This is a genomic window from Wolbachia endosymbiont (group A) of Hedychridium roseum, from assembly GCF_964028325.1.
In the GTDB taxonomy this organism is placed as follows: Bacteria; Pseudomonadota; Alphaproteobacteria; order Rickettsiales; family Anaplasmataceae; genus Wolbachia.
This window is the reverse complement of record NZ_OZ034755.1, coordinates 1,357,550-1,369,972: the sequence shown is the minus strand read 5'-3', so window position 1 is coordinate 1,369,972 and position 12,423 is coordinate 1,357,550. Positions and strand designations below refer to the sequence as shown.

Sequence of the window (12,423 nt, the reverse complement as noted above, 5' to 3'; positions counted from 1 at the left end):
TTAGAGGTGAAAAGATTTTATTTCTACTGCCAACGCTAGTACTGCTAATTTGCCAACAATACTCCAAAGTGACAGAATTTTACCTTCCACAACCTGGCTAACATCATGAAACTCGCAGTCAGTGGCATTCAAGCTAGAATATACATCTTTCCTGCTATTACATCGGTATAAGTAACATGTTGGAGTATCTCCTATATAGTATATCAGCGGTTCTGCAGAACTGCTTTTAAATATGTCAATGGTTGGTACACCTTCTTGTATAATAACGCTATTGATTGCTATTCCTTCTTTTATCTTTTTCATTTTATGACGCTTTTTTTTATTGAGATTTAATATTTCCTCTCCACTTGTTGCTGTTATAATGCCCATCCCATATGTGCCATTGCTTGCTTTGATAAAAACGTAAGGTTGTGTTTTTATTTCATATTCCTCATACTTTTTTTGCACTAGAGATAATATTTGGTCAACTTTAGTCGCTACTGCTCCTAGTAATGAATCATCATTAAAGTCAACTCCATTACAGCTTTCTGTAAGCACAGAAATAAGCCATGGGTCCATTTTAAATTCGCTACAAAATTCGGACGCTAATTCTTGATAGATTTCAAAATACTTAAATTTCTGTCTGCTATGCCAACCGTATAGTGGGCTTGGTACTATATCTTGCTTTACGTCTTTTAGCGTGTCTGGAATGTGGCTCGTCACATCACGATTCAGTATAATAACATCAGGCACAAATCCTGAAGTTGTCTTTAGCAGAGAGTTTTCTTTCACGATAGTTTCATATGGTTCTATTAAATTATATGCTTCGTTGTGAAAGAGGCCAATTCTAGTTTCAAAACCTGCGAGCTGCAGTACTTTCTCTATAACAAATACGTTTTCTATATACATTTTATTTCGTGTGTAATTCTCCGGTATTATAAGAGTCTTTTTATATTGTTTTGTTTCAAAATAACTTTTTATTAGTTTTGCTGCTGTTGCTCTTGATGTCTCACTTAGATTGTTGAACCCTGCAGGAAATAAATTAGCGTCCACTGGGGCAATTTTGTAGCTGGAGTTTCTAAGATCTATAGAGCTATAAAATGGCAATGTAAGGCCGTTAAATTTTGCCTCAAACCAATTATTTATACTTTTTTCCAAATCTGGGTGAATTATGTTTTGCATCTACACTTTAAATGTTATAAGGAAGGTATTATATTATAAGCTATAATTAAACATATTTAGCAAATTTGACTAAAGATTAAAGTAAAGATTAAAGTATAATGAGATTCTTATTTAAAGTAATAGAAAAATGATTCAACACGATAACAATAAAATGTATGGAACTACTATACTGTCAATTAGAAAAGATAAAAGCGTAGTAGTAATAGGTGATGGACAGGTTTCACTGGGCCACACTGTTATAAAATCCGGAGCAAAAAAAGTTAGGCGTCTTTCTGGTGATTCTGTAATTGCCGGTTTTGCTGGAGCAACAGCCGATGCATTTACTCTCTTTGAAAGACTAGAATCTAAACTTGACAAGCACCCAGGGCAATTAATGAGAGCATGTGTTGAACTTGCAAAAGACTGGAGAATGGATAAATATCTAAGAAAATTAGAGGCTATGATGATTGTTGCAGATAAATCTATTTCATTAGTAATTACGGGAACAGGTGATGTTCTTGAACCTGAAGATGGAATCGCAGCTATTGGCTCTGGGGGAAATTTTGCTCTATCTGCAGCAAGAGCTTTAATTGACATTAAAGGAATATCAATAGAAGAGATTGCAAAAAAGGCTATGAAGATAGCTGGCGATATATGTGTTTATACAAATCATAATGTAGTTATTGAAAAGATAGAGGAGTGATATGTCTTCCAAGCAAAAAACTTTGTGCACTAATTTTTCCAATCAGCCTATAACCCTTTCAGAAGGGCGGCCTTGTAGTAGTGACACCTATGATGAAAAAAATGACCTCTATAAAGATACTAAGAGTGGTTTTGATTCAAATGACAGCGATATTCAAGTTAATGACAGTACTCAAGTTTTGTTAGATGACCTGCCACCACAGAAGATAGTTAAAGAATTAGATAGATTCATAATCGGACAGGATGATGCAAAGCGTGCTGTTGCTATTGCGCTCAGAAATCGTTGGCGTCGCAATCAGGTTCCATTTCCATTGCGTGATGAAATCATACCTAAGAATATATTGATGATCGGTCATACAGGGGTTGGTAAAACTGAAATAGCTCGCCGCTTAGCAAAACTTGCCGGTGCACCGTTCATAAAAATTGAGGCAACGAAGTTTACTGAAATAGGATACGTTGGACGTGACGTTGATTCGATAATACGCGATTTAGTTGATGCAGCAATAGTTTTAGTTAAAGAGAAAGCCCGTAAAGCCTTAGCTAACAAGGCTTTAATTTTAGCTGAGAAAACAATAGTAAACTCTATGGTAGGCGAAAATGCAACCGAAGAGAGTAAAAAAATTTTTAGAGAAAGGTTGAGGAATAAAGAGTTTGAGGACGGAGAAGTTTCTATTAACGTCAGAGAGAGCAAGAGTATGTTACCTACTTTCGATATACCAGGCATGCCAGGTGGGCAAGTTGGTATGATGAATATAACAGAAATAGTGGGCAAGATGTTTAACGGGAGCAAAAAAACAAAAACTATTACGGTGAAGGTAAAAGAAGCGCGTGAAATATTAATTAATGAAGAAAGTGAAAGGCTAATCGATGAAGATAAGATAATCAAAGAAGCCATTGATCTTGTTAGTAATGACGGTATAGTATTTTTGGATGAAATAGACAAAATTGCAGCGCATACAGAAGTAAAAGGTGAAGTAAACAGAGAAGGAGTGCAACGCGATCTGTTACCACTACTTGAAGGAACAACTGTTACAACTAAGTATGGCCATGTAAAAACAGACTATATATTATTTATTGCATCTGGTGCTTTTCATCAGTCTAAACCATCTGACCTCTTACCGGAATTACAGGGCAGATTACCGATCAGGGTAGAACTTAAGGCACTTACTCAAGAGGATTTAATAAGAATATTAAAGGAACCAGAATCTAGTTTGTTAAAGCAGTACATAGCTTTAATGAAAACAGAAAATGTGATGCTTGAGTTCACTGATGATGGTATAAAAACCATAGCTGAAATAGTGTTTACAGTTAATAGGCAAGTGGAAAATATAGGCGCAAGAAGGCTTCACACTATCATGGAGAAGCTTTTAGATGAAATAAGTTTCATTGCTTCTGAGAAAAATAGCGAAAAATTCATTATAGACAGCAAGTATGTAAAAGATAAACTTGAGTCAATTTCGAAGCAGCTTGATTTATCTAAGTTTATACTTTAGGAAAAACAAAAAGCCTACTTTAAGTAGTATAGAGAGTGTTCAGAAGGTCAGCCAGTAAGCCTAAAATTTCAGCTATATTCTTTAGGCTGTTTTTCAACAGTAGAATGGTGTGCTGCGACCTCTTGCTTAATATCTAAGCTTAAGTCAATTATTGAGATATTTTCTTCATCATAATCTATGTCTTTTATTAACATATCGTCAGTAATAGTCAAAAGGTCAGGCGGAGAAAGAATAGTTCTTTTATTACCAGCTCTCATTCCCACAACTCCAAGCTCTATAGCAAGTGGTATTTTTTTATCGCCAACCCTAAATTGCACTGTTTGATCTTTGACTATATATTCCCCATTATGCTCCTTTACGCTATATTTAACTGATATCTCATCACCGCACCTTACTTGTTTTCCAGTCTTGTTAATTAAGTCATTAAAAACCATCAGATTATTCACTGAGTCGGGATATTTATCCTTTACTTCGATCAGTTTGACGTAATAAGAATTAAAATTCATTTTGTTATCATTGGCAATAGTAACTACACGCTCTCCGCCTTCTTTCATACCTATCACCCCTAAACCCACTTCTTTTAGGTCATCTTGACCTATTTTCAAAGTAACATCAGAAACTTTGCTAGGGAGTGTTGCTGAGTTATTATTAGAAATTTTATATATTTGCAATAGGACTTCCATGCCACAGAAAGCCTTGCTGCCACTGCCTTCAGTAATTTCATAAAAATTTATCGAATCTTCTTCCTTTTGCTGCGTCATTTCTTCTAAATATTCTGTTAGCCCATGCTTTTCAATATAGCGGTCGAGTGCTGATTCAAGTATTGGCTTCACTAGATAATGTGCTATTGTCTGTATCAAACCACCATGCGTGGCACTTATCTCATAAAGCTTGTCCTTTTTTCCCGGTTTACCTTTGTTTATATAGACAATAGTAAACATAAAAGCAGAGGTTAAAGTGAGAATCATTACTATGGAAATAAGCATTTGTAATATAATTTTTCTAACCATCTTTCTTTACTTGATTCAATAAATCATATAAATAATTAGTATCCCCTGAAAGCGCACTCAAATTATCCAAGCCTTGTTTAAAGAGGGCGTCTATATAGTCCTCTACTTCACTTTTACCAAGTACAGACATTAGATTATTTGTTTTATCTTGTTCGTAATCTTCAATATCATCCTTAGCTTGAAAGATAAGCCCTAGGTTTATCCCGTAGTTATATAACGCTTTACGTTGCTTATCTGTAGCATTCCCTATTATAGCACCTATTTCACATGAAGCTGCAAATAGTTTTGCGGTTTTCATCAAATGAATTTCTTTTATTTTGTTAAAATCTGCACCAATATCTAAAATCTGTCCTCCTACCATTCCCCTAATTCCTATTGCCTGAGAAAGAACTTTCATGATTTCACAGCATTTCTCATTTAACGAAGATAATACCTCAAAAGCCAGAGTAAGTAGTGCATCTCCGGCAAGCACTGCTGTTGCTTCATCAAATTTTTTATGGCAGCTTAGCTGGCTTCTGCGAGTATCACTGTTGTCCATGCACGGTAAATCATCGTGAATTAGAGAGTAAGCATGAACAAATTCAATTGCTGCAGCAACTGATATTACTTTTTTAGCTTCCGCGTTAAACACTCGCGATGAAGCTACGACTAAAAAGGAGCGTATATGTTTTGCAGGAGCAAGGAGTATATAACGCATAGCTGATATAAGCTTATTCTCGCTATTTTCTGGTAAAAGTTTATTTACTTCTACAATAAGCAAATTTTTTGTTGTTTCGTCTAGCATTTTTGAATTGTTAATTGTTTAGCACGTAACGCTAGCCAGCTAGGGCAGTAGAAAACTTTGCTGTAGTTTACCAGTTATAAAAGATATTGCAAACATAAAAATTTTTTATAACATCAAAGAATAGGTTATTTTTTTGGTAAGAAATGTGAATAGCGAACTAGCAAAGAGCACTAGAGAAGACATAGAAGAGAAAGTGAAAAAGATTATACTAGAGCACATTAGTAAGGATGTAGAGAAATTCAACAGCTCTTCAAAGCTTTCGGAGCATGGTGCAGACAGTTTAGATGCAGTTGAAATCATCATGGCAGCAGAAGAAGAGTTCGGAATAGAAATTCCAGATGAAGACGCACAAAAAATGGAAACTATGGAGCAAATAGTTGAGTACATTAATAGTAAAAAAGGCTAATAGTTAGTGTTAAATGAGCAGAAGAGTAGTAGTCACTGGTGTTGGTTTAATCACTCCACTAGCGGCAGATGTTGACAACACTTGGTCAAGGCTGATAAAAGGCGAGTCTGGCATAAAAGCAATCAATACAGATAGATTTGACTCTTCTGATCTTGCTTGCAAGGTTGCAGGGCAGGTGCCTGTGCAATCCGATAACATTGAGAATTACTTTAATCCTGTAGGTTATATTTTTGAAAAAGATCTAAAAAGAACGGATCGTTTTATTCATTACGGCATTGCAGCAGCGATTCAAGCTGTGGAAGATTCATCTTTAGAAGATTCAAAAGTAGATAGAGAACGTGTTGGCGTAACTATTGGCTCTGGTATAGGTGGTCTTCCGTCAATTCAGGAAAATGTTATTACCATGCAGGAAAAAGGGCCCAGACGTGTCAGTCCATTTTTTGTCCCTGCAAGTCTAATAAATTTGATATCTGGCCATATTTCTATTAAATACGAATTTACAGGTCCAAACGATTCAGCAGTAACCGCATGTGCAACAGGTGCGCATGCAATCATAAATTCAGCAAGAACTATAAAACTTGGTGAAGCGGATATTATGATTGCAGGTGGAGCAGAAAGTGCACTGTGTAGAGTTGGAATTGCAGGTTTTGCGTCTATGAAGGCATTATCAACTAAATTCAATGATAAACCGGAAGAAGCTTCAAGGCCATGGGATGCAGAACGCGATGGTTTTGTTATGGGTGAAGGAGCAGGTATATTGGTGCTGGAGGAATACGAACATGCAAAAAAAAGGGGGGCAAAAATACATGCAGAACTGGTTGGGTACGGACTCACAGGAGATGCGCACCACATTACAGCACCACATCCAGAAGGAAGAGGCGCATTTAAGGCAATGCAGCTTGCCTTAAAAAGTGCGCAAATTAATCCAAATCAAGTAGGATATATCAATGCACATGGAACTTCAACGCCACTTGGAGATAAAATTGAAGTAATAGCAATGAAACAGTTATTTGGTGACTACGTTTATAAAATACCTGTTTCTTCAACTAAATCTTCTATAGGACATTTACTTGGTGCTGCAGGGAGCGTTGAAGCAATATTCAGTATTCTTGCGTTAAATAATGGAATTATTCCGCCAACCTTAAATTTACATAAACCTTCAGAAGGATGTGATTTAAATTTTGTACCGTTTAAAGCTCAGGAGCATAAAATTCAATATGCACTTTCTAATTCGTTTGGTTTTGGTGGCACTAATGCATCGCTCATCTTTGGACAAGTGTAATCAATTTTGCTGCTAAATAGCTAAAATGTACGAACATTATGATCTGTGATAGCTATATTATCTGTAATTTGCCTTTTACTGTCGATTTACTATACTTATTTGGTAAGATCTAGCTTAATTAAATGCACAAAATATTAGTAAGTAGTAACCATAAACCTCTGGTCGGAAAAATCAAGATTAATGGCTCAAAAAATGCTGTTTTACCAATAATGGCAGCAAGTCTATTGAGTAGCTTCTTGGTAATTTTGCATAATGTACCTGATTTAATTGATGTGCATCTAATGTCTAAGCTGCTTGAGAGTCTTGGAGCGAAAGTGAATTTTACACGCAATAAAGATTATAAAGCAAATCATACTTTGGAAATTGATTGCAGTAATATCAACAATCACGTAATGTCACACGAAACTGCAAGTAAGCTGCGAGCATCTCTTTTAATGCTAGGTCCAATTCTCAGTAGATTTGGTAAAATCACAACAGTCTTTCCTGGTGGATGCAATATCGGAAAGCGTCCCGTTGATATGCATATCAAAGCATTAGAAGAAATGGGAGCTAAAATTGAAGTTGAAGGCTGTAATATAATTGCAACAGTGAAAGGAAAGCTACAAGGAAAAGAAGTTATACTTGAGAAAATAAGCGTTGGTGCAACAGAAAATGTAATAATGGCAGCAACACTTGCAGAAGGAGTGACAATAATAAACAATGCTGCAACGGAGCCGGAAGTTCTTGATTTAATAGAGTTCCTAAAGAAAATGGGTGCTAATATTGAGATTAGTGATACAAGGATCACAATAACAGGAGTTGAAGAATTAAATGGATGTGTTCATAAAATAATACCAGATCGCATAGAAGCAGGCACCTATGCACTAGCTGCTATAATAACCGGTGGTAAGTTGGAGTTAGAAGGAATAAGTCTATCTGATATAAGATGTATTGTGAATGAATTGAAGGCTATAGGGGCTAATGTTGAACTATATAATGAGGGGGTTATGATTTCCAGAAAAAATTGCTCTATTAGGTCTGCTAACATTGCAACAGATCCATACCCCAACTTTCCCAGTGATATGCAACCACAACTGATGTCTGCAATGTGCATCGCTGATGGGATATCAGTAATTGAAGAGAACATTTTTGAAAACAGATTTGCACATGCAGATGAATTGAGAAAGTTAGGCGCTAATATCAGCATCGAGAAAAGCAAAGCTACTATAAGTGGAATAAAAAGCTTATCTGGAGCTAATCTGTGTGCCACTGACTTAAGGTCAACAGCAGCTTTGGTACTTGCTTCTTTGGTAGCTGGTGGAGAAACTACAATAAATAATTCGCATCATTTATGGAGAGGATATGAAGCAATGCACGAAAAACTCAATTCATGTGGAGCTGATATTTCCATTTCATCTTGAGGATATTTTATGAATGAAGCAACTAAACGAACTACAGTAAAAGAAATAGATGAAATCTTATATGAAGAACATAAGGTATTAGACCATGGATTTATTCGAGTAGTGGATTATATGGGCTCTGATAGCGCTATAGTTCAAGCTGCTCGTGTTTCTTATGGCAAGGGAACAAAACAGATAAGTCAGGATGAAGCACTTATAAAGTATTTAATGAGACATCATCATACAACTCCATTTGAAATGTGTGAAATTAAGTTTCACGTGAAACTTCCAATTTTTGTTGCAAGGCAATGGATAAGGCATAGAACTGCAAATGTGAATGAATATTCGGCAAGATATTCAATACTTGACAATGAATTTTATATACCAAAACCAGAACAGATTGCAAAACAATCTGATAATAATAAACAAGGTAGCGGTGAAGCTTTTGATCCGGATACCTCAAAGGAAATAATAGATTCTCTAACAAACGACTCTAATTTAGTATATTCTCATTATGAAAAATTTATTGAGCAGGGGCTTGCAAGAGAAATTGCCCGAACTAATCTAACGCTTAATTACTACACGCAATTTTATTGGAAAATAGATCTGCATAACCTCCTTCATTTTTTGAAGCTTAGAGCTGATAAGCATGCCCAATATGAAATCAGAGTTTATGCAGAAGTTATGCTGGATATAATAAAAAAATGGGTCCCATTGGCCTACAATGCCTTTGTTGAATATTGCCTAGAATCAGCTTGTATTTCAAGAACTGGTCTAGAAATAATTCGCAAATTAATTAAAGGGGAAAACGTTACTAGAGAAGAAAGTAATATTGGTAAAAGAGAATGGGACGAGCTGATGTCTATACTTGATAAACAATCTTAAAGATAAAGGCATACGTGTCAATCTCCTCTGTCAGTTAACTCTCGTTCACCAAATTGAATCTTGCTTTTTACATCACATTAACTCATCACTTCTATAGAACATCTCATTAAAATCATCCAAAGTTCCAAAATCTTTATTTTGAACAAATAGATGACCATCTGTTATGTATGCCTTAGGCAGGGTAAATGGTTTATCATAATGCTGCGATGCTGGCCTAACAATTTCATTATATAAAACCATTACTTGCTCGTAGTTATATCCATCACCAGCATGATATTTACCACGTACGGTATCATAAAAATTCTTTATATCATCATATGTCACTTGCAGCTCCACCTCATACTTCCCCACCTCAAGAGGACTTCCTGTCCTTATTTTTAAGGGATGTTGTGCATTTGCAATACTGTTAGAATCTTCTGCTTCACTATCAGAATTTTTATCCATATTTTCTATCACACTTGCCATAACAGTTTCTTGTTCGTCTTCTATTGGTTTTGCTTGTTTTTCAATTTTATTATTGCTACTGTCAGTTTCCACAGTGACTTTTCTTGTTTCCATATCTTTTTGAGCTTTCTCATTACTTTGCTTGCGTATTTCATCTCCATGCAATTTCTCCTGCAGAGCTTTTTCCATGTCAGCATAACCGTCACGATTGCTTTGCAAAGCTGGTTGATCTTCAACATAACTGCTGCTATCATCTGCTTGCATTTGATCTATATAGTTAGATTCTTCTTCCTGTATAGTATTTTTTGTAACTCCCTTAAGGTAATCAAGCATATCTTTTCCAGTCTTTTCCCAACTTGCAGCATCTGCATATTTTCTATCATTATTGATTACATCCTTTAATATTCTTCTATCATCTATCCATTGTTCAGCATGCTCAAATAGCGTCCATCCTTCATTACCACAAATATCAACATCAGCTCCATTCTCTATCAGGTACTTTACTTTGTCCAATTGCCCATGCCTTACTGCATGAATAAGTGGTGTCCAGCCTTCACTATCTCGAACCTCAATATTTGCATTATTCTTTATTAAATATTCTAATATCTCTTGATTTCCTAAATTAACAGCAAAGTGTAAAGGTGCTAAACCGTAACTATCTTTAACATTAACATCTGCACCATGCTTTATTAGATATTTAGCCACTTCCATGTTTTTTATACTCATAGCAAAATGTAATGGAGATTTACCAGAACTAATATCTCGAGTATTAATATCTACATTGTGATCTATTAAGTATTTAGCTATCTCTGTATGTTTGAGTTCAATAGCATAATGTAGTAGTGTTTGAGCAGAGGTGTTTTTGACATTAAGATCTGCACCATGTTGAGCTAAATATTCCACCATATCCAGGTCACCTAGCTTAACAAAATGGAATATCGGATTACGTACATTAATATCTGCACCATTGTCCACAAGATATTTTACTAAAGCTGTGTTCTTTATAGCATAGTCGAGCGGCCTGAGATTGTGAGCATCTGGAATATTAGGATTTGCACCATGTTCCACTAAGTATTCAACTATTTCCATGTTTCCCGATTTTATGGCATAGTGCAAAGGTGTCTTAAAACAAGAGTAATCAGTTCCTTCGTAATAAATATCTTGAGAATTGAGATTTGCACCTTGATCGATAAGATATTTTGCTATTTCTGTATTTCCTGATTTAATAGCATGATGTAGCGGTGTTTGTCCGGCTTTATCTTTCGCGTCAATATTTGCGCTATGTTCTACAAGTTCGATAACTTCATTCAAATCCCCTGATAAAGAAGCAGAGTGCAAACGCGTCGCACCGGTTACCTCATTTGTTTCATTTATGTTTCCTATAGTATCTTCTGCATTATCTTCTTCAACTGCCCTTTTCTTTCTAGATTTGACTTCACTTTTCACTGTAACTTCTTCGTTCATAGGTTGATCACTAAACATAACTTCTGCATCTATCTGGTTACTATCTTTCTCCAACTCATGAGATAATTTTTCAGATAGCTGATCACCACTCAAATATGGTTCCTTTGAATATTTAGCATAATTATAGGGATCAGTGCTGTCTGCTGAATAAAACCCACTTTCAAAGTCTGAGTAGAAGCTTTGATTGAGCGCGAAAAATAAATTTTCATAATCAAGTAGCATGTCATAATCAGAGCTAACACAATGCAAGAATTCACTATCTTCATAATCTGCTATATAGAATTTTTCGGAATCAAGGGTAATTTCATTTGTCCCCTTACCTTCTGCAGTAAACTGTAAAACTACTTCTGAACGCCCGTTACCTACGTCATTACCTTTTACCACTTTAAACAAGGTAATTTCACCTTTTTCTATGAACTCCTTTAATTTCTCATTCTTTTGATCTAATTCTTCTTCTGCTTGTCTTTTCTCTCTTATCAATTTCTCCTCTTTTTCAGTAGCTCCATTTTGCAACTGTAAAAACATCTCTTGTGTGGTTAAGCTATTTGTGTTGCTTAAAAAATTATCTAACATATTTGATGCAATTGGTGACAATTCACCGTGATCATCAAATACTTTTTCCTTTGCCTTATCATAGTGATTTGGGTTATAGATTGCATAAAGAGGATAAAAGCCATAATCTGCTATTGACGCCCCATCAGATGATAGTTCCATTGAGAATCCATAGTGATTAAGTGGAAGATTGGAAGTTAAATATCTACCGTTATCATCCCTAACGTATAGCTCACTTCTACCATTGTGCTCACTATATTTATTGTAGTAGATATAAAAATTCTCATGGTTAAGATTGAAGTGATCATCTAGGTTATCGAATTGAATTGTACTGCCAAGCTTCTCACGCAAAAGATTTTTGCTTTCATCTGTAAGCCTCATACGTGCAGAAAAGTAGTATCGATCTATAGGTTCGCCTTTTTCTATCTCAAAGTTCAAAGTAATCTTGTCGTTGACCATTGGTAGCCTCCAAACATTATGTAAATCTATTCATTATTTTATTTATCAATCATACGGTGTGTACTATGAAAAATGTGTTAAGTATTAAGATTTTTTTTTCTGTATCTAGATAAGGTAACAGTAATCTGTCATTTCAGCGCGTGAAGCTGGAATCCAGCTTTTTAAGTCATGAGAGCTACGAAAAATTACTTTACAAACTCCGCCAGCCCCCTTATCATGAAACTGAAGCTATTTATTTATCTTCGCAATCTGTGCAGGTTAATGACAAAAAACTTAGGGTATTTGGCGTCTCATGTTTAATTTTTCGCACTACGTGCATCGCATGTCTTTAAAAATTTCTGGGTTTTTACCTATAAAAGCCGAAACGCGCTTACAAAGCGTTTAAGACAGCAAAAAACGTCAAATTGACAAGGGAGAATTTGA

10 protein-coding genes are annotated in these 12,423 nt (G+C 35.5%); 6 read left to right on the top strand and 4 right to left on the bottom strand.

Translation table 11 applies throughout. The features are described 5' to 3' along the window. Window positions 1-1,161, bottom strand: coding sequence for a glutamate--cysteine ligase (gshA, locus tag ABWU23_RS06690; RefSeq protein ID WP_353270988.1), 1,161 nt, complete (start codon window positions 1,159-1,161; stop codon window positions 1-3). 127 nt (window positions 1,162-1,288) lie between these two features. Between gshA and hslV the strand changes: the two genes are divergently transcribed. Beyond that, a complete protein-coding gene (hslV, locus tag ABWU23_RS06685) occupies window positions 1,289-1,843 on the top strand; it encodes an ATP-dependent protease subunit HslV (RefSeq protein ID WP_096617344.1) in 555 nt (184 codons plus the stop codon). Window position 1,844: 1 nt separating this feature from the next. After that, a complete protein-coding gene (gene hslU / locus ABWU23_RS06680; RefSeq protein WP_353270987.1) occupies window positions 1,845-3,335 on the top strand; it encodes an ATP-dependent protease ATPase subunit HslU in 1,491 nt (496 codons plus the stop codon). 68 nt (window positions 3,336-3,403) lie between these two features. Here hslU and ABWU23_RS06675 read toward each other — a convergent pair whose 3' ends face one another. After that, window positions 3,404-4,345 (bottom strand): FKBP-type peptidyl-prolyl cis-trans isomerase, encoded by a 942-nt coding sequence (locus ABWU23_RS06675; RefSeq protein WP_264731576.1) that lies wholly within the window; start codon window positions 4,343-4,345, stop codon window positions 3,404-3,406. Beyond that, window positions 4,338-5,129: a polyprenyl synthetase family protein gene (locus ABWU23_RS06670; protein ID WP_253309222.1), complete on the bottom strand. Its 792-nt coding sequence runs from the start codon at window positions 5,127-5,129 to the stop codon at window positions 4,338-4,340. Before ABWU23_RS06670 ends, ABWU23_RS06675 begins: the two co-directional genes overlap by 8 nt. Before the next feature lie 145 nt (window positions 5,130-5,274). On the opposite strand from ABWU23_RS06670, the gene acpP reads away from it, so the two are divergent. The 4 genes from acpP to thyX all read left to right on the top strand — a co-directional run bounded on the left by acpP (window position 5,275) and on the right by thyX (window position 9,081). Continuing rightward, window positions 5,275-5,535: an acyl carrier protein gene (gene acpP / locus ABWU23_RS06665; RefSeq protein WP_341811841.1), complete on the top strand. Its 261-nt coding sequence runs from the start codon at window positions 5,275-5,277 to the stop codon at window positions 5,533-5,535. 13 nt (window positions 5,536-5,548) lie between these two features. Continuing rightward, window positions 5,549-6,817, top strand: coding sequence for a beta-ketoacyl-ACP synthase II (fabF, locus tag ABWU23_RS06660; RefSeq protein ID WP_253309221.1), 1,269 nt, complete (start codon window positions 5,549-5,551; stop codon window positions 6,815-6,817). A gap of 122 nt (window positions 6,818-6,939) precedes the next feature. Continuing rightward, on the top strand, window positions 6,940-8,217 hold the full coding sequence (gene murA / locus ABWU23_RS06655) for a UDP-N-acetylglucosamine 1-carboxyvinyltransferase (RefSeq protein ID WP_353270986.1): 1,278 nt from the start codon (window positions 6,940-6,942) through the stop codon (window positions 8,215-8,217). Window positions 8,218-8,226: 9 nt separating this feature from the next. Further along, window positions 8,227-9,081: an FAD-dependent thymidylate synthase gene (gene thyX / locus ABWU23_RS06650; protein WP_265017404.1), complete on the top strand. Its 855-nt coding sequence runs from the start codon at window positions 8,227-8,229 to the stop codon at window positions 9,079-9,081. 72 nt (window positions 9,082-9,153) lie between these two features. Here the strand turns inward: thyX and ABWU23_RS06645 are convergent, their stop codons facing one another. Next, window positions 9,154-12,000, bottom strand: a complete 2,847-nt coding sequence (locus ABWU23_RS06645) for an ankyrin repeat domain-containing protein (protein ID WP_309165694.1) — start codon at window positions 11,998-12,000, stop codon at window positions 9,154-9,156. Window positions 12,001-12,423: the final 423 nt, after the last annotated feature.

Excerpts from the sequence above, each read along its gene's own strand:
- hslU (WP_353270987.1), top strand. The coding sequence starts at position 1,845 with ATGTCTTCCAAGCAAAAAACTTTGTGCACTAATTTTTCCAATCAGCCT.
- murA (WP_353270986.1), top strand. The coding sequence starts at position 6,940 with ATGCACAAAATATTAGTAAGTAGTAACCATAAACCTCTGGTCGGAAAA.
- gshA (WP_353270988.1), bottom strand. The coding sequence starts at position 1,161 with ATGCAAAACATAATTCACCCAGATTTGGAAAAAAGTATAAATAATTGG.
- fabF (WP_253309221.1), top strand. The coding sequence starts at position 5,549 with ATGAGCAGAAGAGTAGTAGTCACTGGTGTTGGTTTAATCACTCCACTA.
- ABWU23_RS06670 (WP_253309222.1), bottom strand. The coding sequence starts at position 5,129 with ATGCTAGACGAAACAACAAAAAATTTGCTTATTGTAGAAGTAAATAAA.
- thyX (WP_265017404.1), top strand. The coding sequence starts at position 8,227 with ATGAATGAAGCAACTAAACGAACTACAGTAAAAGAAATAGATGAAATC.
- ABWU23_RS06645 (WP_309165694.1), bottom strand. The coding sequence starts at position 12,000 with ATGGTCAACGACAAGATTACTTTGAACTTTGAGATAGAAAAAGGCGAA.
- ABWU23_RS06675 (WP_264731576.1), bottom strand. The coding sequence starts at position 4,345 with ATGGTTAGAAAAATTATATTACAAATGCTTATTTCCATAGTAATGATT.
- hslV (WP_096617344.1), top strand. The coding sequence starts at position 1,289 with ATGATTCAACACGATAACAATAAAATGTATGGAACTACTATACTGTCA.